The sequence below is a fragment of the Gluconobacter sp. P5B12 genome (assembly GCF_018812035.1).
Lineage (GTDB): Bacteria > Pseudomonadota > Alphaproteobacteria > Acetobacterales > Acetobacteraceae > Gluconobacter.
The window spans coordinates 806,994-830,901 of sequence record NZ_JACRVV010000001.1; the positions used below are offsets into that span (position 1 = coordinate 806,994).

20 protein-coding genes are annotated in these 23,908 nt (G+C 55.8%); 6 read left to right on the forward strand and 14 right to left on the reverse strand.

Features of this window, described 5'->3' with window-relative positions:
* The first annotated feature begins 24 nt into the window (after positions 1–24).
* A complete protein-coding gene (locus tag KP702_RS03670; RefSeq protein WP_215768509.1) occupies positions 25–915 on the forward strand; it encodes a hypothetical protein in 891 nt (296 codons plus the stop codon).
* Here KP702_RS03670 and KP702_RS03675 read toward each other — a convergent pair.
* Genes KP702_RS03675 through KP702_RS03700 form a run of 6 tightly spaced genes read right to left on the reverse strand, consistent with a single transcriptional unit; the run spans position 881 to position 6,677 of the window.
* On the reverse strand, positions 881–1,981 hold the full coding sequence (locus KP702_RS03675) for a glycosyltransferase (RefSeq protein ID WP_215768510.1): 1,101 nt from the start codon (positions 1,979–1,981) through the stop codon (positions 881–883). The two genes, KP702_RS03670 and KP702_RS03675, sit on opposite strands and share 35 nt — an antisense overlap.
* Positions 1,978–2,733, reverse strand: coding sequence for a nucleotidyltransferase family protein (locus tag KP702_RS03680; RefSeq protein WP_202206693.1), 756 nt, complete (start codon positions 2,731–2,733; stop codon positions 1,978–1,980). The genes KP702_RS03675 and KP702_RS03680 overlap by 4 nt, the downstream gene beginning before the upstream one ends.
* Positions 2,730–3,527: a sterol desaturase family protein gene (locus tag KP702_RS03685; RefSeq protein WP_202206694.1), complete on the reverse strand. Its 798-nt coding sequence runs from the start codon at positions 3,525–3,527 to the stop codon at positions 2,730–2,732. The genes KP702_RS03680 and KP702_RS03685 overlap by 4 nt, the downstream gene beginning before the upstream one ends.
* On the reverse strand, positions 3,524–4,624 hold the full coding sequence (locus tag KP702_RS03690) for an LptF/LptG family permease (protein ID WP_202206695.1): 1,101 nt from the start codon (positions 4,622–4,624) through the stop codon (positions 3,524–3,526). Before KP702_RS03690 ends, KP702_RS03685 begins: the two co-directional genes overlap by 4 nt.
* Positions 4,621–5,772, reverse strand: a complete 1,152-nt coding sequence (locus tag KP702_RS03695; RefSeq protein ID WP_202206696.1) for an LptF/LptG family permease — start codon at positions 5,770–5,772, stop codon at positions 4,621–4,623. The genes KP702_RS03690 and KP702_RS03695 overlap by 4 nt, the downstream gene beginning before the upstream one ends.
* Positions 5,769–6,677, reverse strand: a complete 909-nt coding sequence (locus KP702_RS03700) for a metallophosphoesterase (RefSeq protein ID WP_202206697.1) — start codon at positions 6,675–6,677, stop codon at positions 5,769–5,771. The genes KP702_RS03695 and KP702_RS03700 overlap by 4 nt, the downstream gene beginning before the upstream one ends.
* Positions 6,678–6,800: 123 nt before the next feature.
* On the opposite strand from KP702_RS03700, the gene KP702_RS03705 reads away from it, so the two are divergent.
* Both KP702_RS03705 and KP702_RS03710 read left to right on the forward strand, forming a co-directional pair.
* Positions 6,801–7,751, forward strand: a complete 951-nt coding sequence (locus KP702_RS03705) for a diacylglycerol kinase family protein (protein WP_202206698.1) — start codon at positions 6,801–6,803, stop codon at positions 7,749–7,751.
* Positions 7,744–8,676: a hypothetical protein gene (locus tag KP702_RS03710; RefSeq protein WP_202206699.1), complete on the forward strand. Its 933-nt coding sequence runs from the start codon at positions 7,744–7,746 to the stop codon at positions 8,674–8,676. Before KP702_RS03705 ends, KP702_RS03710 begins: the two co-directional genes overlap by 8 nt.
* A gap of 81 nt (positions 8,677–8,757) precedes the next feature.
* On the opposite strand, the gene spt is transcribed toward KP702_RS03710, so the two are convergent.
* The 8 genes from spt to KP702_RS16390 form a co-directional block, all read right to left on the reverse strand.
* Positions 8,758–9,951, reverse strand: coding sequence for a serine palmitoyltransferase (gene spt / locus KP702_RS03715; RefSeq protein ID WP_202206700.1), 1,194 nt, complete (start codon positions 9,949–9,951; stop codon positions 8,758–8,760).
* A complete protein-coding gene (locus KP702_RS03720) occupies positions 9,948–10,202 on the reverse strand; it encodes an acyl carrier protein (RefSeq protein WP_046899528.1) in 255 nt (84 codons plus the stop codon). The genes spt and KP702_RS03720 overlap by 4 nt, the downstream gene beginning before the upstream one ends.
* A 113-nt stretch (positions 10,203–10,315) precedes the next feature.
* Positions 10,316–12,127: a fatty acyl-AMP ligase gene (locus KP702_RS03725; protein WP_202206701.1), complete on the reverse strand. Its 1,812-nt coding sequence runs from the start codon at positions 12,125–12,127 to the stop codon at positions 10,316–10,318.
* Positions 12,127–13,257 carry a sensor domain-containing protein gene (locus tag KP702_RS03730; RefSeq protein WP_202206702.1) on the reverse strand — a complete coding sequence of 377 codons (1,131 nt, stop codon included), beginning with the start codon at positions 13,255–13,257 and terminating at the stop codon, positions 12,127–12,129. The genes KP702_RS03725 and KP702_RS03730 overlap by 1 nt, the downstream gene beginning before the upstream one ends.
* Positions 13,254–14,621, reverse strand: a complete 1,368-nt coding sequence (locus tag KP702_RS03735; protein ID WP_202206703.1) for a lipopolysaccharide biosynthesis protein — start codon at positions 14,619–14,621, stop codon at positions 13,254–13,256. Before KP702_RS03735 ends, KP702_RS03730 begins: the two co-directional genes overlap by 4 nt.
* A 286-nt stretch (positions 14,622–14,907) precedes the next feature.
* On the reverse strand, positions 14,908–17,544 hold the full coding sequence (locus KP702_RS03740; RefSeq protein ID WP_215768511.1) for a TonB-dependent receptor plug domain-containing protein: 2,637 nt from the start codon (positions 17,542–17,544) through the stop codon (positions 14,908–14,910).
* Between the two features lie 166 nt (positions 17,545–17,710).
* Positions 17,711–18,280, reverse strand: a complete 570-nt coding sequence (locus KP702_RS03745) for an HD family hydrolase (protein WP_202206705.1) — start codon at positions 18,278–18,280, stop codon at positions 17,711–17,713.
* Positions 18,281–18,348: 68 nt separating this feature from the next.
* The gene (locus tag KP702_RS16390; protein ID WP_255494176.1) at positions 18,349–18,477 is read right to left on the reverse strand and encodes a hypothetical protein; all 129 of its coding nucleotides are present in this window, start codon (positions 18,475–18,477) and stop codon (positions 18,349–18,351) included.
* Between the two features lie 521 nt (positions 18,478–18,998).
* On the opposite strand from KP702_RS16390, the gene cysG reads away from it, so the two are divergent.
* The 3 genes from cysG to KP702_RS03760 all read left to right on the forward strand — a co-directional run bounded on the left by cysG (position 18,999) and on the right by KP702_RS03760 (position 23,908).
* The gene (gene cysG / locus KP702_RS03750; RefSeq protein WP_237389850.1) at positions 18,999–20,396 is read left to right on the forward strand and encodes a siroheme synthase CysG; all 1,398 of its coding nucleotides are present in this window, start codon (positions 18,999–19,001) and stop codon (positions 20,394–20,396) included.
* A gap of 109 nt (positions 20,397–20,505) precedes the next feature.
* A complete protein-coding gene (locus tag KP702_RS03755; protein WP_202206707.1) occupies positions 20,506–21,444 on the forward strand; it encodes a glutaminase in 939 nt (312 codons plus the stop codon).
* Positions 21,445–21,622: 178 nt separating this feature from the next.
* The gene (locus KP702_RS03760) at positions 21,623–23,908 is read left to right on the forward strand and encodes a TonB-dependent siderophore receptor (protein WP_202206708.1); all 2,286 of its coding nucleotides are present in this window, start codon (positions 21,623–21,625) and stop codon (positions 23,906–23,908) included.

The window sequence follows — 23,908 nt, forward strand, 5'->3', positions numbered from 1 at the left end:
TCGCGTTTTTCAAGGAGAGTCGGCATGCCGTTTCTACGCACGGACCACTGGCGTTGCGCCATTATCCACGCTCCTCTGGCGGACCTGATCCGAGCGGGTAGTCTCAACGGGTTTGAGGTGACGACCCTGCCGGATATCGGAGACCACCGTTTTTTGGCCGATCCTTTTGGTCTCTGGCGGGACGGAAAGCTGCATGTTTTTGCGGAAGCCTTCGACTATCGAAGCCCCAAAGGCACCATTGATGTTCTGGTCTATGACAGGACAGGAAAGCTGATTCAGCAACAGCCTGTCCTGTCTGAGGACTGGCATCTGTCCTACCCGTACGTCTTTGAGCATGGTGGGGAGACATACATGCTGCCCGAGGCCAGTGCTTCAGGCCGCCTGACCCTGTATCGGGCCAAAGCTTTTCCGTTGGAATGGGAAAAGGTCGAAGCATTTGATTTCCGAGAGGCCGCAATTGACGCCACGCCGTTCCATTATGCCGAGCGCTGGTGGATGTTCTGGACGCCCGCAGGCACGCGAGATGAACGGCAAAGCGCTCTGCACATCTCCGTAGCAGATAGTCTTACGGGGCGGTGGACACATCTTGGACTGTTTTTGAGTGACCGCGCGGGAGCGCGTCCGGGTGGCACTCCGATTGTTGTTGATGGAGAGCTCTTCCTTCCCACGCAAGACTGCCGTGACACTTATGGCCAAGGCATTCGTCTGCTGAAGATTGAAGGGCTTGAGCGTGGGTTGCCGAAAGTGACGCCAAGTGATGTGCTGGATGCGCCTGCCGTGCTGCGCCGTCGCTTTCCGGACGGTTTCCACACGCTCTCAGCCGCTGGTCAGGTGACGCTTGTCGACGTCAAGCGTGTTGGGATTGGCCCGCGTCGGGATCTTATGAATGTGAAGCGTCGTCTGGGGCTGGGTTGAAGCCAGGAATTCGGTCCAGAACGGCATTTCCCTGACGCAGAAACGCCGTCGGGCCGAACCGCTCCAGAACACGCTCTCGGGAGAGGCGCCCCATGGGTTTGAGCTTTCCCGGAGTCATGATGAGTTCAGCAATCGCGCTGGCCAGAACCGGAGCGTTGTTGAACGGTACCACAAGACCGGAATGCCCGTCTTCCATGGTGTGAGGGATTTCGCCGGCTGGCGTAGCAATCACGGGCAGCGCGCAGGCCATGGCCTCATGGGCGGCAACGCACATGCCCTCCCACTGGGACGGCTGAACATACAGATGCAGCGTCGACAGAAAATCGAACGGCTTGTCGCAATGTCCGAGAAAATCGACCGGGAGTTTTTTCTCCCTGGCGATCTGCTCCAGTGCTTCTTTTTCTGGGCCGTCTCCGGCTAAGGACAGTCGATAAGGGGGAAGGTCCGGGTGGTCACGGAGCAGATCCAGTGCTTCGAACAGCAGGTCATACCCTTTGACGGCATGTAGTCGGCCCAGACTGCCGATGCGGACGGTTTGTCCTTTGCGCCAGGCCTTTGCTGTCGGGCTGTGAGGATTGGCCCGGAAAATCGGCCAGGAAAGAACGCGGTTCCGTAGTCCCAGACTTTTGCGGGCGAAATCTTCAACCGTAGGGGAGTCTGCAATCCATAGCTTCGCTTTCCGGCAGAGAAGCCGGAGCAGGAGGCTGTTGGCGGACTTCAAACGGGCAGAATGCTGCCAGTGGACAGCCGGGACACCAAGCCTGTTGGCTGCGCGTTGGCCGAGGAGGGTAGCTCTGGTCAGGGACGTCCAGATCAGATCGGGCTGGAATGCGTCCATTTCATCGCGCAACCAGCGCCAAGCAGCCAAATGGTCTTTGTTGCCACCGGACCGCACACGAACCTCAATGCCGTGGCTTTCCAGAACGGGAATGGCCAGGCCATCACGCTTTTCAAGGCTGAAAACTGTGACTTCGCCACCTCGCTGCTGGAGAACGGAGACAATGTCCGGAATGGGAAGCTGCGCGCCACCGCATTCGAGCGAGTTGATGACGTAAGCAATTTTCATGAAGACCGTTGTGCCAGAAGCTGTTCAGCGAGTGTCAGGTCAGAAGGCTTATCGACATCTACGGCGGCCTGACCGTCAGAAAGCGGCACGAGACGTATTTTCGCCCCCGTCAGAACTTCGATCCGACGACACAGAGCCGTGGAATCCAGGCGGCCTGTCAGTGCCCGAAGAAGTGTTCCAAACCCAAGTGTTCGAGCCATTCTCAGGGGGCGTTTGCGGTCTTTCTGAAGCCGCTTCCACAGTTCGACCACTTCTGCAGCTTGTGGTGTGCCCATCCAGAAGAGATTACATCCGGAAAAGCTCATATCCGCGAGGCGAATATAAGTGCGCATCGTGGTTGGGACGTCGCGCTCTACAGTTTCCCGCAGAGCGACGCCCACAGCCAGATCACATCCAGCCGTTTTACCAAGAAATTCTAAAATCCATTCTGGACGCAGCAACGCGTGATCAGCCGTTGTCACCAGGCAGGGCGTTCCGACCTTGGTGAGAGCTTCCGCAACGCTTTCGCTGGGAGACGGTGCCGATTGGAGAACATGGGCTTGGCCGGAAATGTCCCGAATACGGTCTGGTGTTTCAATGCTGACCGTAATCGGCCCGAGAGCAGGCATGCTCTCCAGCACGCGCAGGACGCGCCCCAGCATGGGTTGGCCGCCGACCGGAAGGAGCGCTTTGTGCGAGACTTTCCCGAGTTGTGCCAGAACATCACGCTCACCATCACGAGAACCAGCGAGTACGAGAACGGGAAGGCTCACGCTGTGCGGCTGTTGTCTGAGGTCGGGCGCGCACCATCAGGACGATCCTTTGGCGGAGAGCCCGTTAGGTCCATAACCCAGGGATAGCGCTTGGCTTCATCCAGATCGTAACCGAGATTGAAGACGTGCTGGCTACGCGCACGCTCACGGGCTTCACCGTAAAAACTGCCAAAAAAGCGGTCTGGTACGTAGTTCGTGATTCCGTAATTGCCGTTCTCATCGTGGAAGTGATGAAGCACGTGGAGTTGCTTGATCCGCGCAACCCATTTCCACTGCGGCTTGTAGGCCAGATGCTGGATGCAGTGAAAGAACTCGTAGATGCACGTCATGACGAGGGCTGTGGACAGGGCGCAGAATGCTCCGCTCCAGCCACAGATCAGGTATCCGATCGGCATGGTGATGAGGCCCATGGTCGGGATGGTGTTCAGAGGTGAGCCGAACAGCACGTCGAGCAGATGGGGGTCCTGATGATGATCGAAGTGGATGCGCTTCCAGAGCGAAGCGGTCCAGTGGTTCCGATACAGCCAGCGTCCATGCAGGATGAAGCGATGGATCATGTACCAGGCCAGCGGATACACCACGATCACAACCGGAACGGGGATCAGCGTTGTCAGCAGGCTATGGGAGAAGTGAAGTGCTGCGAAAGCTGCTGCAACGATCAGTACGAAATACAGAAGAATGGTCGGGTAGGTGAGGTAGGCAATCCACAACTGGGGCAGCGACATCTTTCCGAGGTCGAAGCTGCGCCCCGTGCGGAGGGACGACATGTTCTGCCATGGTTTGGACTTGCTCATTTTTCCTCCATCCTCAGGACCCAGGTCAGCCCGAGAAGGGCACCCAGAAGCGGGCCCGCGCAGGCGGCCAGCGGCGCACCAAGCGTTCCGGCATTGCCCAGTGCGGAAATCATTCCCTGCAGGATCACGAAGCCCATTCCCGCGGCCAGCACATAGACCGGAAGCGGGTTTCGAAGTCCTGCCCGAGGGGGGATATAGATCACTGGTAGCGCTAATAAAAGCATTACTGCGACCTGCAGCGGAAGAATAATGCCACTGAAGAGCGCCATGCGGTACGTGGCGCGTGGAAGACTGGCCGGTGCCCCCTTGTGGAGGATCGCCCTGATCTGACTTGGGGTCACGGCGGCGTTATCTTCCGACAACGTCATGATCATTGATGGCGTCGCCGGAATGGCAAAATTATTGTCACCACCCGTGATTTTTACAAAAGCGCCATTGTCCGTCAGCGTGAGGTCCTGCGCTCCGGTGGGGTGCCAGTCCTTACCATCATAAGTCAGGGTTGCGGCGTGCTCGGTTCCTGTCAGAAGACCGCCAGGATCACGGTTATAAATGGTGACATCCCGAAGGAAAGCACCACCGTTGGCATACTGGCCGATGCGCACCAGAGTCGGCCCGGCGCGAAACCAGAGAATGCGTTTTACGGGCGTGTCGGGTTTTGCTGCGTCAGGGTCGGTCTTGTTCCACCATGTGGCAAGCGCATTTTCGCAAGGGGGAATAAGCCAGTATTGCATGGCTGCCCCAGTGAAACCCACAATCAGGACGGCAGGCAGAAAGCGCTTGTAGAGATTGATCGTAGAAAGTCCGGCGGCGCGCAGGGCTGACATTTCTGACGACAGCGTCATCTGCATCAGGAGGAACAAGGCCCCGACCATGAATGCCAGTGGCATGATCTCAACGCTGAGTGCAGGAAGATGCAGCAGCGCAAACGTCAGGATGCCTTTGAAGCCCAGATTCCGGTTGAGAATAGGCGTAGTTTTTTCAAGAAGAGCGAGGATCTCAAGCAAAGATACCAGCACGCCGCCACAGAGCATGAAGCGCCCCAAAAGCGCGCGGTTCAGATAGCGGTACAGAACATATCGAGGTGCGTGGGCGGTCATGAGGGGCGAACCAGTTTGCGGCGTTTCCAAGAGCCGCGTGACCGACGCAGCAGAGTGGCGGGACAGCCAATGCAGAAGATCGCTTCAGGCACCCAGATGGCAAGCCAGATAGGGAGGCGGCCAGTTGCGGCCAGGCTATGTCCAAACATGAGCATCTGATCAAAGCCGACAAGGATACCGGAAACGGCAATCAGTCCCCATACGGACTTTCTGCGTCGTGAGCCAATGGCCAGCGCCACAGCCAGAGGTGGGATGAACGGGATGGCAAGGGCGTGGGCGATGCGGAAATCTATTTCTGCCCGTAGCGTCCGGTATTCGATGCCGGGGACGCCATAACGCAGGTCATGCGCGAGTTCAAAGAGCGTCAGTTCCCGCTCGTCAATTCCTCGGGAGCGGAAAGATGTCTCTTTCGCCGGGTGATCAATAACCCGAACGACGTGGGAAAAATGCGTCACCGTTGGTTTGTGGTTCGTCGCCCCGGGAAAGGGATCATCGACGATTTCGCCGTCCCAGAGATCCATCTGCGTGCTGCGTGTCTTGTCCGAAATTGTGAGCATGCCCCTGCGGGCCGTAATGATGTGGGCAACGCCTTTCTTGTTCACTTCCCGGATGAAGACACGCTTCATGTGTGTGCCGCCATGACTAACACTGTCTGCGGTCATGACTGCCGTGTCAGACGTGGATGCGAACATTCCTGCCTGAAGATGGGGAGCCCAGCCGGTATGGGCTGCAAAGTAGAAGCCTGCCCGGTAATCATATCGCGCAACCGGCTGAATATAGCCGTAGAGCAACACGCTGACAGCACCCAAAAGCAGGCCTACAATCATGAAAGGGCGGCTAATCCGCAGGAGCGATACGCGACCAGCCTGAAGGGCATCGATCTCGTTGTTATCACTCATCCCGTGAATGGTGAGAAAGACCGAGATGCAGAGTGCCGCAGGGAGAGCAATCCCGAAATAATGAGGCAGGAGGTCAGTGAGCAGCGCGATACAGGTCGCCAGCGAGCTTCCTGCTGATGCCAGATAGTCGAACAGGACGAGCAGGCGCTCCAGAAGAAGCGCCACGAGCATGGCGAACAGCGCAATGACGAACGGTGGCATCATCTGCCACAACAGATACCTGTCCAGAATGGAAGCGCGCTGCTTCATGTCGCATTGCCTTGAGGGCGGAACCAGGACGCCTGTTCCGTGATGCTTCCATCCGGCCGGTGACGGGCAAGGTCAATCGTCCAACCGCTCTTTCGAGGCCGAATGCTCAGATGATTCCAGCAGGCCTGCCGATGGGCGCGTTTATCCGTCAGAGACGCTGATGCGACACCAAGCAGCGGTATGTCGGTTCCGGCAATATGAGTCAGAGTCGCATCATGGGAATGCCCGTGCAGAACGATTTCCGCGCCCGTCCTCTGTAGAAGCTTTGCCAGAGCGGGATGATCAAGCAACGACTTCCGCCACGGCACAAGCCCTCTACGGGGCGGATGATGGATCATGACGACGCGACAGAGCCCGGCATCGCCCAGCTGGTTCAGTAATGCTTCCAGTCGGGTGAGCTGTCTGCGGCCAACGCGGCCGTATGCCATGAAGGGCGGGGTCGGAATGCCGGAATTTACGCCGACAACCGCAACGCCATTGTGGATGCGCGCGTACGGGTAAGTCGCTGCCGACCATTTTTCCCATTGCAGGATCCCCTTTTCTGGGGACTGCCGGATCATGTAATCATGATTGCCTGGAATGACGAGTGCCGGCGCGGGTAGTTTTTCAAGCCACTCGGCAGCCAGGGTGAATTCCGCAGGTGTGCCAAAGTTTGTGAGGTCTCCGCTGACAAGAACGGCATCCACGTCAGCCTTGGCGATGTCCTGTACAATTGCCGCACATGTGGCCGCCAGATGAACGTGCTGGCGGTGTTTTTTCCAGGAAATGAGACTCAGGGCCCGCTTGTTCAGAGCCTCCCACCAGCGCACTGGAGGCGGGGGGAGGTGGGGGTCCGAAAGATGGGCCAGAACGACGGCGCACGTCTCCCGCTGAGAAGACGTTTCTGCGGGAAGATCATGGGGCATTGGGAAAATGAAGCCTTGTCAGTCTTTCTGCCGGAAGGGGAAGCTCGCATTCTGGCCGAAACATCATAGCCGTGCTAGACCCGCCCGCATAGCTCCGAACAAAAACGAAGAATTCCCCCTATAGTGCGATTTGCCCTTATTCATAATGCTCGCAGCCGCAAGAACCGGCGCGGCGGTTCCGTATTCGCTACGGAGGCCAAGGCGCTTCTCGGAGAGAATTTCGTTCCATCAGACAGCCGTGAAGGAATGACAGAGCATGTTCATCACCTTTGCAGGCAGGGAGTCCGAACCATCGCCATTGATGGTGGAGACGGAACCATCAGCGCAGCGCTGACAGCTATCGCCCGCGCATACCCTGCTGATCGTCTTCCGGACATCGCTGTCATTGCCTCGGGGAACACCAACCTCATTGCGGGTGATGTCGGGTTTGGGTTGAGGGGAATGGAAGCCATTGATCGTCTGGAGCAGGGAGCCGCCATGCGATCAAGTACTCGCACGCCTATCTGCCTGTCTTGGCCCGATACCGACCGTAAGCCGGTTCTGGGATTGTTCGGGGGCTGTACAGGCTACGCGAGAGCTGTCCGTACCGCGCATTCTCCGACCGTCGTGCGGTTTGCTCCGCATGATCTGGCCGTGGGTTTCACGCTGTTCAGCACAGTTGTCAGTCTGCTCTTCCGGAAAAGCCGCAAGAGTTGGCTGGCGGGCGAGCCTTTACGGGTTGAAACGTCTGGTCATGCTTATGATGGGAACAGCTTCATGTTTCTTTCAACGGGGCTGTCACGACTTTCCCACGGAATCTGGCCGTTCTGGGATGCGGAGCCGAATGTGGAAGGTCTTCGATATCTTGACGTCAGCGCTTATCCGGAAAACCTTGCCCGCGCGACTGCTGCGCTGCTGTGTGGGCGAGCGCCTCGCTGGTTGCGTCGTCATCCAGACTATGTGAGCGGTCGGACAGATGACATGATGCTTGAAACCAGAAGTGATTTTGTCCTCGACGGGGAAGTTTTTACGCCCTCAGAGAGTGGACGTATTCGCCTTGAACGTGGGCCTGCCTTCCGTTTCCTCCATGCCTGATGCCCTTGAAAAACTCCTGATCAAAGAGTTGACGACGCCGGTTGATGAGGGGGCTGTCGCTTTCGCAGATGCTTTGGCCCGTGCGTTCCCGCGTCCACCTCTGGGTGTTCTGTTCTATGGGTCAGTACTTCGTGCAGCGGACCCGGAAGGCATTCTCGATTTTTATATCGTGACAGAAAGCTCGAAGGATTTTACCGGCAGTGTGGTCGCCCGAACGGGCAACCTGATTCTTCCTCCGAATGTGCGCTACGCGGAGTTCAAGGACGGTAGTCGCACGTTGCGGGCAAAGATTGCGGTGTTATCGCGGGAGCAGTTTGAAGAACGCACATCTCTAGGCGCACTCGATACGACACTATGGGCACGTTTTTGTCAGCCTGTACGTCTGGTCTGGGTCCGGGATGAGCGCGCAGCGGACGTATTGCTGGACCTGCTGGCAAGGTGTGTGACGACGGCGTCCTGTTGGGCAGCTCTTCTGGGCGCTCCGCGCATGACAGCCCTTGAGTATTGGCAAACACTTTTTGCTCATACCTATGCGTCTGAATTGAGGGTTGAGAAAAAAGGGCGCGGGAACAGCCTGCTCGCAGGCCAAGAGAAGCGGTTCAGTAGCATGCTGACACTGGGATGGGCGCGTGCGCATCTTGGTTATGCTGCATCGGGTCAGATGCTTGAACCTACAATATCGGCAACCCTGCGCAAACGAGCGGCTCGCCGGTGGGCGCTTGTTGGGACGTCAGGCAAACCGCGAAATGTCGCCCGACTGGTGAAGGCTGCTTTTACTTTTGAAAATGGCGCGTCTTATCTGGCATGGAAAATTCAGCGCCATACAGGGCTGGATCTAGCCCTTTCTGATTTTGAGCGTCGCCATCCCTTGCTAACTTTGCCTGCGTTGCTTTGGCGTATGAAGCGCTTACGCAGAGCTGTCTGACGTTATTTTTCAGGATAAAGCCCACAGAAAAAGGGGACTGTCCCAGACAGTCCCTTTTTTGCGTTTTAAGCGACGCTGTACTCAGTCTCGAAAATGCTCGGCGACCTGCTTGAAGACAGCTGTTGCCTGATCAATTTCTTCCGGGCTGTGAGCGGCCATAACCGAGCAGCGCAGTAGCGGACGGTTGTCAGGCGTTGCGGGCGGAAGAGACAGATTAACATAAACGCCGTTCTCAAGAAGGGCATTCCAGAACCCGACAGCCTGAGGCACCGTTTCCAGCGTTACGGCAACCACCGGCGAAACATGCTCGCCTGTCTGGAGGCCTGCGGCCTTCAACCCGGCATGAAGACGTGCAGCATTGTCCTGAAGGCGGGTGCGAAGTTCTGGATGCGCAACCATATCATCAAGAGCAGCCAGCGTTGCCGCGATGATCTCCGGGGGGAGGGAGGCCGTGAACATATACGGGCGAGAGCAGAGGCGCATCAGATCAACGCCATCATTATCCGTCACACAATAGCCGCCCACTGTCCCGAGCGACTTTGAGAACGTCCCGACCACGAAGTCGATGCCGTCTTCACAGCCCTGAAGTTCCGCAACGCCGCGACCGTTTTCACCCAGCACACCAAAGGAATGTGCTTCATCAGCCATCAGGTAAGCACCATGGCGCTTCTTGATTTCGACAAACTTGTCCAGCGGGGCAACGTTCCCCGTCATGGAATAGATGCCTTCTGCGATGATCAGCTTGGCGCCAGGATGATCGCTCAGGCGTGCAAGGCGCTTCTCAAGATCGACCGGATCATTGTGGCGGAAACGGATGACCTGCGCACCAGACAGTTTTGCACCGTCATAAATGCTGGCATGGCTGTCTGCATCCAGAAGCAGCACATCGTCCTTGTTGACCAGCGCGGAAATCGTGCCGAGGTTGGCCTGATATCCCGTAGAGAACACCATGCAGTGCTTGCGGCCGAAGAAAGAAGCGAGGCGCTCTTCCAGCTTGCGATGCAGGCCGAAAGTGCCATTGGCAATCCGGGAGCCCGTTGTGCCGACGCCCATTGTGCGGGCTGTCTCAATCGCGGCTTCCGCTGCGTGTCCTGACTGGCTGAGGCCCAGATAATTGTTGGTTCCGAACAGAAGCGTCTCGCGCCCCTCAATCAGACCGACCGTGGCTGAGAGCGGGCGTTCAATCACGACCTCGAACGGGTTGCGTGGCGAAACCGCCGTCAATCCGTTATAGGCTGCCCGGAGGGCGGCGTGTTTTGCAAAGATGTCAATCACGCGTGGCTTGCCTTCAGCGTATGAAGGCAAGCAGCCAGATCGTTGATGGTGCGGATATCTGCCAGCTTGTCGAGCGGGACAGACACGTCCAGCTCATCTTCAATTTCCATGACGAAGTTCATGACGGCGAGGCTGTCAAAAGCCAGATCTTCGACGATCTTGCTGTTGCCATTGATGTCCCGCGGCACTTTCGGGTTGGCAAGCAGCTTTTCTATGATCATTCCGGAGATGCCGGCGACGCTGTCAGTCATGGAATTGAACTCTCGGTCTTACTATGCAGTTTGTGAGCGCTTTATGCGTCAAAGCACGTCTGTTCGCCACCCCCTCCCTGAGCAGGGAGAGGAAAAGCGGTCAGGTGTGTCCGTCAGGCTGCGGAGTTGGTTGGCTCAGTCTGCAGATCGAACTGACCTGACAGAAGCATTGTCTTGGCACGGGCACGCGTCAGCTTGCCGGAAGACGTCTGTGGAAGGGTGCGGGGCGGAACCAGAATAACCTGCACGTCCACACCATGCTGACGGCGGAACAGGCTCGTGACTTCATCACGGAGCGTGTTGCGATTTTCTTCTTCCGTTGCACGGCACTGAACAAGTGCGACGATATTCTCGCCTGTCTCCGTTTCCAGAGAGAAAACTGCGACATCGCGGGACCGGAGTGTGCTGATCTCGCTCTCGGCAGACCATTCCAGATCCTGCGGCCAGATATTCCGGCCGTTGATGATGATAAGGTCCTTGGCGCGGCCTGTTACGACAATCTGGCCGTTCAGGTGGTAGCCAAGATCGCCAGTGTTCAGCCACCCATCAGCATCGAGAACCGCTTCTGTCTCTTCCGGCCGGCGGAAATAGCCACACATGAGGCTCGGTCCACGGACGAAAACACAACCAACGTGGCGCTCAGGCTGAATGTTACCGAGCGGGTCACGGACTTCAATCTCGTGCTCAGGAAGGGCTTCACCGCAAAGCACAAAAGTGCGGAGCGCGTGAGAAGGATCATTGGAAGGCTTGGCGAGGCCGTCTTTTTCCAGCGTGCGCAGATCGATCGTGTCGGTCTGAATGCCGGTGTTGAGCGGGGCAAAGCTGATGGCCAGGGTTGCTTCGGCCATACCGTAGCTGGCAACGAACGCGCGGGCATCAAATCCATTGGATTCAAAACGCTCGGCAAAGCCTTCGAGGATATGGTGGCGGATCATGTCGCCGCCGATCCCCGCAATGCGCCAGCAGGAGAGGTCCAGATCCGCCTGGCCACTGCGACGCGAACATAGCTCGTAGCCAAAGGAGGGGCTGTAGGCGATCGTGCCGCGATTGCGCGAAATCAGGTCCAGCCACACATGGGGGCGACGTGCGAATTCGCGGGTCGGCAGCAGATCAACCGTTAACTGGCATGTCAGGGGGGTCAGGAAAAACCCGACCAGGCCCATGTCATGGTAGAGTGGCAGCCAAGACACGCAGCGATCATCGCGGGGATCTTCTGCGGGATAAACCTTGAGACCGTCACGGGCAATCGCGCGTGCATTGGCCATTCCAGCAGCCTGAGTGACAGAAACGCCCATGGGGAAACGGGTGCTGCCGGACGAGAACTGGAGGTAGGACAGATCTTCGGATTTGATTTCCGGAAGCTCTACATTGGCTTCGGCATGACGGTAGAGGTCAGCGGGGGAGCCGCCGAAAACCAGATCCAGACCCTCAACGATCTCCGATGTCCAGCTTCCGATTACGTCCGGAACCACAACAGCGCGTGCTGCAGCGCTCTGGATCATGCCACGGAGGGTGGAAACATATCCTTCACGTCCGCCAAAAGCGACAGGAAGCGGCAGCGGAGCAGGAACAAGTCCTGCATACTGGCATCCGAAGAAGATGCGGGCAAAATCACCATCGCTTTCTGCGACGATAGCCACCCGGTCTCCCGCTGCCAGCCCGAGGCCGAGCAGGCGCTGTGCCATGGAGATCGCCTGTTCGCGGAGCGTTCGGTACGGCAGGGCTTCGAGCAGTTGTCCGCGGCCGGAGTAGATATTGAATCCACTTTCGCCTTGGGCTGCATAGTCCAGGGCTGCGGCAAAGCTCGTGAAGTCCCCGTACCGTCTGGTCAGGCCAGAGCGGCTCGGCGTCGGAGCGGAGGGAAGAGTTGGGTTCTGGGTGTCCTCGGTCAAACCTAGACTAGCTCCATTAGGATCGCCGGACATCAGGCGGCCTTGTGTAGAAAGTTAACTATGGCGTCCGCTGCGGCAGGCGCCGTGGGCTGTTCGCCCAAAGTTTCGAATGTCTCTAGTACATATTGGCGCTGGGTCTCAAGAAAACGTGAGTGTGTGTCAAACGCCTTCATGATTTCCTGTTCAGGATTGGCAATATTATCCGTCACCGGGCCGAGCGTCCACGATTGATAATTCGGATTGTCCTGCCAGTCGGCTTCATGCGCATTCAGGAACAGGCAGGGGCGCGGTCGTATCATGAATTCCGCCACCTGACTGCTGACATCCCCGAGATAGAGATCTGCGCCCATGGTATAGGTCATGTCGATACTTCGTTCGCTCCCTGGGTCGATCAGCATATGGGACAGACCCGCATATTCTCGTCTGAGGGCTTCTCCTTCCGGGCGGTGGTTGTCAAACAGCCGGAAATGAGGAGCAAAGATCAGGTTGTACTGATCCTGTGCTGCAAAAAAATCAAGCAGCTTCTTACCCATCATGCGCCATGACGAGAAACGCTGCACGAAATGCGGATTATACAGGATTGTCGGCCGACCGTTATTAAAAAGCGGTGGCCGACGTGCATGCATCCGACGAACCAGATCAAACTTTGCATATGTGCCACGGTGATAGAAGCCGGGACGGATGATGCCTTTTTCCAGCATCCGTTCTTCGACTTTACGGCCGGGAACCAGAAGATAATCAAATTTTCTGAGATGCTTGGCAAAGCCGATGGCACGATCGCCGGCGCCATGACCCGTCCAGATCATGCGGGGCGCGCGAACACCCATGTGTCGAAGCTGAAGAGAGGTTGCTTCGGGAACGATGATGGCATCGAAGCCCTTGAAATACTTCCGGGAGAAAAACAGCCCCATGAGACGGTCAAGGACTCGTAGCCCCTGCGCTTCAATCCGATGCCGAAGTGCATCTGAAATCGGAAGCAGGTCAAACTGAACGCGTGACTCCGGATAAAGCGTAGCCAGGGACCGTGCGAGCTCGAGATGACTTGCGGTCAGGCAGGCAATATGAACAGCGACTTCTGGGTATCGCGCCGACATTTCCAGCGCGATTGGTAGGGCATGTAGGGTCTGGTGCCTTTGGGCAATCAGGGGAAAAACGACTTTCATGACTGGGGAACCGTTCGCAGAGGAGGCGTGCGAAGAACCAGAAAAAGCTGAAGACCGATCAGGAGCATGACGCCGCACAGTGTGATGGGCCCTACGCCGTCCAGACCATATCTGCGGACAACGAGCACAAGCCCCGGAAAAAACAGCAGGAAGTCCAGAAAGCGGGCCGACGTCGCAGCGCCTGAACGGTTTGTCGTGAACAGGAGGGGCTCAAGCGGCAGGCCCCAGACAGCAACAACTTCGGCCGCGAGGAGCCAGAGTGTGACCGGCATTGTCTGTGTTGCGCCTGTCGGACCGATATAGAACTGCAGAAGGGGGCGGCCCGCCAGAAGGGTCAGGGCAAGCAGGGTTGTACCGATTCCGCCTGCTGCAAGAGCGACCTGAATGGTCAGGCGATAAAGTTTTGTCGTTGCTCGATCGCGCCAGAGGCGCGCCATTTCCGGATAGACGGTCGTTTGAATCAGCGCGGCCGGTTTGGCGATACCTGCGGCAATCTGGCTGGCGACCCGGTAGTATCCGGCGCCTGCCGGGCCGACGAAGGCTCCTACTACAAGTGTCCCTATGTGCCCGAAGGTCAGGGCGAGGGCAGAGTTGATATTCGTGGACAGCGCAAAGCGCCGGATGCCCAAATGGGTTCGGAAGAAATGCCCATTCAGCAGGTCAGGGATTAAATTCCATAGTTCTTTTGTAAGGCCACGCGTCAGATCTCGGCGGAGCAGTTCTCGAACAGCCATAAATCCGAGCGTCGCCCAGGCTGCAAATTCAGCAAACATCCAGACGACTGCCAGTGCGGGTACTGACGCCCCTTTTATGGCGAGGAAGAAAGTACCCACGACACGAACCAGGGTGGCCACGACACCCTGAATGGAAATCAGATCATATCGGTTGAAGATGCGCAGAAGCCCTGTGGGCGTGGCGGACGCCATGAACAAAATCGAAAGGCAGAATATTATTCCCGTCTGGTGAATTTCAGGCGGCCAGCCAAGCATTTTCATCGCAAAAATGCTGATGAGAAGGCCACCGATAAATCCGAGCAGGCCTCCAAGGCCGTCCAGAAGAAAACTGAACGCAATGATGCGCTGAAATCCTGTCCGGTTTCCGTCTGTAAGGGGGCGGAGGCCGTATTTCAGAACAGTCTGCCAAGACTGGAAATCTACCATATCACCCATTGTACGTGCGAAAGCGTACATCATGGCGATAAGACCAAACCCATAACTTCCGAGAAGATGTGTTGCCATCCAGATATGGAGGAGACTCAGAGGGGCATTTATGACACGCCCTCCAAGCAGCACGCCGACATTGCTCATGACGCGTCGGACACCAGCCACTTTCGGGAGTTGTAAAGGCGGTTCTTCGGCCGGCATCAGGCGCAGGGAACTTTCATGGCTGTCAAATCGTTGTCACAAATTCGCTTCACACATAGGGTCTCAAGCGAAAATCTAAACTCACATTTTATGACCAAACGTTGCATTCGGCTTTACAGGTTGGTGTCCAATAAGCGGTTTGGAATGAGAGCGACAAGCGAAAAACGCGCAGAATTGTAAGTGTCTCAAGCGATTACAGGCGAGGTCACATTTCGTGTTTGTGCCTAAGGCAACGGTTGCTCAGCCCCTTGAGCGCCGTCCTGCCAAGAAGGCGTGATGAGCAATCTCAGAGCGATTTGCGAAGGGACAGCCCGATAGTCCGACCCATCGGGTCCATGAAAGCGGGTTGGTAGCCGGCTGGGGTGGCGCCGGTTCCGTTATGAACGTGAATGCGGTTGTTCGAGACATTATCCAGCGACAACATGATTCTAAAATTCTGAGCCCAGTTGCTGTGTTTCCAGCGGGGGACGTCTCCCAAAGTGACGAAAACCGAAAAATCCAGGGTCGCGAGGCTACTGAAATACAGGCTGCCTGCGGACGTGCTGCCCAGAGTTGATGTGCCTGATTGCCACTTACCATCCAGCCGGATGCCAATACCATTTCGATACGCGCCTGCCTGAAGTTCCACTTCATGACGGGGTTTGCCGCCAAGGCCACCTATCGTTCCGCCGTTTAGGAGGTCTATCGCGGGGAGGCCTGATCGTAATCGGACGGTATCGTTCAACCGCCAGACCTGGGTCAGGACAACGTAATAACGGCCCTGCGTGGTATTGCCTGGCCGTCCTTTACCATGCGCTTTGTCAGGCTTATTTCCGAAAGGACGTGAAAGCGAGAAAGTGGTGTTCCATTCTGTCCGTTTCTCATAGTCGGCGTTGACTGGCCTTAAATCCACACGTTCCAGAACGCCGTCAGCATCTCGTTGGTAGTTATCCGGGAAAGCATCCTGAATGGCTGCGGTGGCAGTCGGTAAAGACAGAACCGGATTGTGTGTGTTGTCGTGCACGTAATTGATGTGCAGTCGTGATCCGTCCAGAAACGGAGGGGAGAGGATGGCACCTAGGCTGATTTCATGTCGATCAGCGGACCGCAGGTTCCGGTTGCCCCCAGATACAGTCGTGACCTGAACGGACTCTCCGCGCACGTAATCGTATGTTGTGACGTTCGGAGTTTCGATGATGGGCGCCACCAATGACGAGGCCGCGGGGGCTTCTGTCTGTTCAGTAATGGAGAGCGGAAGCTGGATCCATGTGACAGGTGCCCATGTAATTCCTCCACCGACGGTTCCCAATGTCCCGAAGTGAGACACCTGGCTGACTGCACCGTTTACATTGGCATCCAGCTTTTCAAGAAAAGACAGGAAGTGGTTCTTTCGGCTTGCGATTGGGAGGTCGCCGTTGATCCGAATTGTACCAATATCTCGGCTGATGGCCGCGCGAGATGTCACATTATTGACGGTGGATACAGCGTTTTGCTGGCTGAGTGTTCCCGTGGCGGCAATGCTGGTGGAGGCATCTCCAGCAGGAAGCGTAAAAACCGGACCGGAAAGCAGCCCGCTGATCTGCCCCTGATGGCTTGTGGTGCGGCCGTGATTGATGAGGCGCGTGCCTAACCAGGCTGGGGAAACTGTTGTCCATGGGTCGAAAGAAAGGTCGTTGGAATTCAGGGCTGCTTGGGCCGTTGTGAGCGAAAGCCCAGTCTGGCTGTTCGTGACTGTTTGGGTGTAGTCGTAGCTGCCCTTGGCATTCCACTTCCAGTCACCGAGGTTCCCATTGAAATTAAGGCCGGCGTGTCCTGTTTCGGTATGTGCCGTTTGCTGAAGGGGGGCGATGTTTCCAAAGCTGCGGAAGAGCTGAACAGACTGGGTAAATGGTGAATAGAAACTTCCGCTGGGCAGCGTGAGTACGCCATGGGGTAGACCCTGCAGACTGATTTGATCCTGATGATCAAAGCTCACATTGAGAGACGAGCTGATATTTTCAGTGATACGATCAGCGTAAACCCCGTTCAGGTTCAATTCGTGTTTGCGTGGCTGAAGCGTATAGGCTGAGGCATTCGTGCTGGTATTCGGATTGTTCGCGTAGGGAAGAATATCGTCCAGTGTTGCGGCCTGCCCGAAAGGCAAGGATGGGCTCCCTGCGGTTGTGACGGTCTGTCCGGAGAGTGCGTCAAGGGCTGGATCCAGGCTGGTGCCATCGGACGTACTGAGATTGCCCTGTGTGGCATAGAGTGAGTTTGCCGCCGGGGGAGCCACGCTGCGTTGGCTGTCTCTCAGCCATGAACTGGCCGTGTAACGAGCGCTGAGGTTGATGCGACGCTCGTCTTGCAGGCGCGTGAAGCTGAGGGAAAGAGCGCCATTTTCTCCTCCCCCATCCGTGGATGTTTCGCCATATGCGCGCGCACGAACGGACCGGAAGTGTTTGACGGTGATGATGTTGACGACGCGCTGGTCTGCGGCGTAGCCATAACGGAGGGCTTCTTCTTCCGTAAAAATTTCCACACGTGCAATTGCTTCAAAGGGAAGGTCATTAACCTCCTGAAGGCCGGAAATTCTTTTGCCGTTTAGGAGAATAACGGGGGCATTTCCCGTTGCACCGCGACCAGAGCGTGTTTCGGGGGAAATTGTGCTCAACAGATCCGTTACGGTATCGACGCCATAGGATTTAATCTCATCTGCGCTGATCTGCATGAGTGGCTTTGGCGCACCAATAACGGCTCCTTCCGGCTTGTGGCTGGTGACGACGATATGCTCCGTTGTGGATGTCGTGCTGCCGGATGCGTTGGAGGACACTGCGCCCGTCGTATTGGCGCCTTGCGCTAGAGCCGAGCTACAGGAAAGAGCGGCGCTGAAGCCGCAGCACGTCAGCTTTTGGAGGGTTAATCGGCGGCGTGTAGCGGCAGGAATGCCAGAATGGTGGCTGGTCATGCAGTGGCCTGCCGATCTCCTGTAATGCGAGTTTGTGGGCTCCGTTTGTCTTTGGAGCTGGAAGGAGCGTCTGGGACTACCTGACGCAGAACCATGGTGGGGTATTTTGGGGGAAACTGTTTCTTTTTGTCGAGAAACAAAATTCTCCGAAACAATCAGCGTGTGTTCAGACTTTCTCGGCGTTCCGCATGGTCTCACTGTCAATGACATCCCGGATCGCGCGAGTTAATGCCGAGTGATCGGTATAGCGGCGTCCATAAGTCAGATTGAACTCATGGTCGAAGTCCGGCGGATTGATGCCGGTATTATGCTGAGAAATTGTTTCGAGTTTGTCGAAAGCCTTGGCCATCCTGGCTTCAGGGCTGGAGGCATTTTCGTACTCATCCCAGAGCTCAAGAAACTCCTCTTTCAGGTGGTCTGGAAGAGGGGCCATGACGGTCAGGAGATCTTCGCGTTCCTGTTGGGACTTATTGCTTGAAGCGTCAATGGAAATGGCAGGAATATCGCCATGGATCGCTTCGCCCAGATCATGGAGAATGCAAATTTTGAGAAGGCGCAGCAGGTCGATGCCTTCAAGCTGGTCAGCGAAGGTCATAACAAGAAGGCATAAACCCCAGGTGTGTTCTGCGGTGCTTTCAGCCTGGCCACCCAGAGTAAAGGCGCGGCGGAGAACATCTTTGAGCTTGGAGGCTTCACGGAGAAAATCGAGACGCTTCTTGATCTCGTGTGTAGTCATTAAAATGGGTCCTGACGATTGGAAATTTGAGGCCAAAGTCAGGCCTGATTTTGAGAGATGGCGTCCTGTCACATCACCAGCGCGTAAAGCACCAGATATCCGGCAATCACGAGTAAGACCAGAATTCCAAGAAGGACTGGAAAGCCCATGCCGTTCTGGATCGATTTGATCGCCTTAACGATAAATTCAGCCATCATGTCGTACTCCTGGCACGAGCGCAGAGGAACGGTTGTCCTGCACTCATGGGAAATTATATGCGAAAACGGTTAAAATGGTAACTCCCTGTCAGGGAGGGCCAGAAATGTAACCGGGCATTTAAAAGATGAGTTGCATTTTGTTCCGACATTGCGCCGGAAAGCAGCCATATTGCTTGGGTATAATCTTTGCCAGTTCAGTCTTTCGAAAAGGTTTGATCCATGAAGCGTTTTGCAATGTTACTGCTCGCTTTCGGTCTGACGGCACCGTTAATGGCGTGTTACGGGCCGTATGATCACGGGCGGGGACATCATCATCATCATGGGGGCCGAGGCGGACCCTATGTAGGCGGCGGGGGTGGATACGGTCGTCGCTGACCGTTACCTTTACAGGAGGGCGGCTCCAAAGCGGTTTGTCGTTCTTCTGAGGTTATCCTGTCTTTGCCTGTTCAGGGTGGCCGTGTAGGGAAGAGGAGCAGCGTTCCGTTCTGGAACTGTTATTCTGAACGCACATGGATATAGAGATGCCCGCATCCGGGGTTGAGACAGGCTGGTTTCCCATTTCCCTTCGTCTGGAAGGTGCACGCGTATTGCTGGTTGGTGGCGGTGAAGTTGCCGTCAACAAGGGCAGGCTTTTGCTTGATCACGGCGCGCATATCGAGATTGTTGCGGAAACCCTGAATACTGTTGTTCAGGAGTGGGTGGATGCGGGATTGGTACGGCATGTAGGTGGCCGTGTTGATTCCACTATTTTACAAACTGTCATGCCAGGATGTCGTCTGGTTTATGCGGCGACAGACGATCGGAGCGTCAATCGCACGGTCGCTGCTCTCGCTGATACATTGAACATTCCAGTCTGTGCTGTTGATGATCCGGAACCCTCCACGTTCATCACGCCTGCGCAGGTTCGGCGTGGGGCGGTGCGGGTTGCAATTTCAACAGCCGGCGGAGCACCGGTCTTGGCACGCCGACTGCGCGAACAGATTGAAAGCTGGATGCCTCACGGAACCGGGCAACTTGCAGCTTACATGCAATCCCGCCGGGCGCGCGTGTCTGCCCAATATCCGGAAGTTCAGGATCGGAAACGGATCTGGGAAGATTTTCTGGATGGAGCGGGCGCAGAAGCTGCATTGGCAGGCGATGAAGTGCGTGCGGATGCTGTGCTTGATGTGCTCTTGTCAGCACAGCGGGCAGCCGGGGAAGTCTGGCTTGTGGGGGCGGGGCCGGGAGACCCGGATCTTCTCACATTGAAGGCACTGCATTTCATGCAGAATGCTGACGTGGTGCTTTACGATAATCTGTTACCGAAAGTGTTGCTCGAACGTGTTCGACGTGACGCCGAACTGATTTTTGTGGGTAAGCAGCGTAATCGCCATGCGATGCCTCAGTCTGAAATCAACAATGAGATGGTCCGTCATGCGAAAGCCGGTCAACGGGTTCTGCGGCTGAAGGGGGGCGATCCGTTTATTTTTGGACGTGGCGGCGAGGAAATTGAATCTCTGGTCGACGCAGGTGTGTCTTTTCGCGTTGTGCCGGGCATTACCGCAGCAAGCGGATGTGCGTCCTATGCGGGCATTCCACTGACTCACCGGGATTGTGCTCAGGCCTGTCTGTTTGTGACGGGGCATGCACGAGCAGATGGCGTGCTCGATTTGCCTTGGGACGATATGGCTGACCGCCGTCAGACTGTCGTTATCTATATGGGGATTTCGACGTTACCTGCCCTGATGGCGGGTCTGATAAAAAATGGCCTGCCATCAGATTGGCCTGCGGCTATCGTGGAGCGGGGAACCCAGCCGGGGCAGCGCGTGTTGACGGGAACACTTGGAACAATGGCGGCTCAGGCAGCCGAAGCGCAGGTCTCTTCGCCTGCGCTTGTGATTGTGGGTGAGGTTGTTCGTCATCGCGTTGTTTCACCGTGAACAAAGAGCTGCGCGTAAGCTGCATGGCTCCTGTTCTTAAAAAAGGCCTTTTTTCAATAGGCTACTCTGTGAAAGGTCTTACAAGCGCCTGAACTGGAGATGACCCCTTATGCCCTCACTCACCGCCATTATCACGGAAATCGCAGAGGAAATGCGTGCCGAGACAGACCGGGGGCAGGTGGCAAACTATATTCCGCCTTTGGCAAACGTCGATCTTGGCCGTTTTGGAATGGCCATTATCGATGCAGAAGGCGGCAGTCACATTGTTGGAGACGCTGAAGAAGCCTTTTCCATTCAGAGCGTCTCAAAGGTTTTTGGCCTGACGTTGGCGCTTAATGCTGTGGACGCCGGGCTCTGGAGCCGCGTGCGGCAGGAGCCGTCAGGCAGTGCGTTCAATTCAATCATCCAGCTTGAAAGTGAAAACGGAATTCCGAGAAATCCGTTCATCAATGCGGGGGCAATTGTCGTATCAGATATTCTGACGTCCCAGTATGGTCTGGACGGTGCGCAGAATGAGCTTCTGGGCTTCCTGAAACCCATGAGTTCAGATCCGGATACCATCCTGATTGACCGGGATGTTGCGCGGCAGGAAGAAGAAACCGGATTTCGCAACAAGGCTCTGGCCAATTATATGCGGACGTTCGGGAATATTCATAACCCCATTGATGAAACGCTGGACCTGTACTTCCACCAGTGTGCGCTGACCATGAGTTGTAGGCAGCTTGCAGAAATGGGCACCTATCTTATGACGGGCGGTATTAATCCCAGAACGGGCGAGCGTGTCATTTCCACGCGAAATGCCCAGACCGTACTCGCTCTGATGATGATGTGCGGACATTATGACGGGTCCGGATCTTTTGCGATCAGGGTTGGTCTGCCAGGGAAGTCGGGCGTTGGCGGCGGTATTCTGGCTGTTGTTCCAGGCGTGGCATCTGTTGCGGTATGGTCACCCGGTTTGAATGCGCAGGGCAATTCACTATTGGGAACACGTGCTCTGGAGCGTCTTGTTCAGCATACGGGATGGAATGTTTTCCGCGCCAGTCACTGAGCTGAGGCGGCTTATTTTTTTATATATCACTGAAAAATATCGATATTTATGGAGGTGTGTTTGCCTGCCTGCGGGGTAGGCATTCTTTGATGCAATTCCCTTGATGACTCCTAATTGACAATAATTATCAATTGCAAATATGAGGGCTCCAGTTCCGATCCTCTCTCGGTGAGCCTGCATGTCCTCTTCTGTTGTTAAATATACTGTTTTTCCTGCTCTTGTGCTGGCGGGGCTGACATCCGCTGCCGTAGGAGCAGATGCGTCCGCGGTCTCGGATGAAGCTCCGTCCAGGGGCCAGAAACAACTTCAGAAAACCGGGCAGTCGCAGCCATCAAAGTCCAAGGCAGAAGTCATTGTTGTGACGGCGACGGGCATGTCTCATGCGTCTTCCGCAACAAAGACCCGCACGCCCATTATTGAATCGCCTCAGTCAATTTCCATCGTCAGTCGCGAAGAAATTGAACTGCGTGCGTCTCCGACCATCGCCGATGCTCTTGCTTACACGGCAGGTGTGCAGGCTGAGCCATCTGGTATCGACAGTCGAGTGGATGAAGTGTCCGTGCGCGGGTTTGGGGCAGGCGGGTTTTCATCGAACAATAACTTTGTGGATGGGTTGCGTTTGCCTTCAGGCGGGCAGTGGACCCGAACGTCCTTTGATCCGTTCGCACTTCAGCAGATTGAAGTTCTGAAAGGGCCTTCCGGTGCTTTGTATGGTCAGACGGCACCAGGAGGAGTGGTGAATCTTGTCACCAAGCGCCCGACAGAAAAAAGTGAAGGCGAGTTCTTTCTACAGAGCAGCGGCTTTACGAACCTGTCTAACTGGCAGGGGCAGGCTTCCGGTGATGTTTCCGGCCGACTGACCCATGATGGCGCATTGACCGGTCGAATTGTTGGCCTTGCGCGCTATGGTGACACTCAGGTCAATCAGGTGCGCACGGGACGATATTACATTTCCCCAAGTCTGACCTGGAAAATCACACCCAAAACGGTTTGGACTTTGCTGGCGCAGTATCAGCGTGATCAGGGTGGCTCTACGTTCCAGTTCCTGCCAGCAACAGGCACACTTTACGCATCCAAAGGCCGCCATATTGCAAATGACGCGAATATTGGTGAGCCGAACTGGGATACATTTGATCGCAATCAGGCTCTGGCGGGCTCATTTCTGGAACATAAATTTAACCGTTTCCTGACGGTCCGAAATAATACACGCTATACTTATCTGAACACGCTTTACAGAGCGACAGTGCTTTCCGGCGATACGCTAGCAAGATGCGCGGCAACAGTCACAGGATGTATTGCTGGCGAAACAGTTAATCGCCGTGCCGTGGAAGGCAGAGGCCAGTCTCAAGGTGTCACGACCGATACACAACTTGAAGGGCATGTTCGCACAGGGCCGGTGAGGCATTTACTCCTGGTTGGCACAGACTATTTTTATACGAACTGGCGTCATAGTCGTGATCTGGTGGCATCATCTTACGTGTTGCCCATTCTGAATATCTTTAATCCACAAGCACGTGGAAGTGCTGGCTATTCAGATAACCTCAATCCACAGATCTATACGGCGACGATAAGTCGTCAGAACGGAATTTATTTCCAGGATCAGATCAAGTTTAATCGTCTTCGGGTCACGATTGGTGGGCGTCAGGACTGGGCGCATGATGACACGCTGAACGTTCTCACGAAATCTCGTTACATCACGAATTCCAACGCGTTCACCTGGCGAGCAGGTGCCGTTTATATGTTTGATAACGGTCTGGTGCCTTATTTCAGCTACGCTCAGTCGTTTCAGCCACAAGTCTCTGACCCGTCGACGTCTCTGGGAGGAAAGGCTTTCAAGCCGACAACAGGCGATCAGTATGAAGGCGGCATTCGGTACCAGTATGGGAAGAGTATCTACGTCACTTTTGGTGGCTACCAGATCACTCAGAACAACATGACCACTTATGATCCGAATGGCACGCTTTGTGGCACATCAACGTGCCTGGTTCAGACGGGGCAGGGCCGGGTTCGTGGGCTGGAACTTGAAGGCAAGGCAAACCTGCCGTGGGATATGTCCGTAATCTTTACCGGCACCCGCAGTGAAGCAAAGATCACTCGCTCCAACACGGCATCACAGGTCGGTAATTATCTTGGACAGGCTCCCAAGTGGATGGCATCGCTCTTTGTGGATCAGCGCATCCAGCATGGGACATTCGCTGGCGTCGGTCTTGGTGGTGGGGTTCGTTATACGGGCACGAGTTTCGGGGATACTGCAAATACACTGCATATTCCAGATTACACGCTGTTCGATTTATTTCTTCGATATGATTTCGCAACGGCTCATCCGCGTTACAAAGGTCTGTCCTTTTCGTTTAATGCCCGGAACATTGTCAACAAGCGCTTTGTCGCAACCTGCACCGCCCTTTCGGCCTGCTATTACGGACAGGGCCGTAACCTGACAGCCCGTCTTGAATACCGTTGGTAA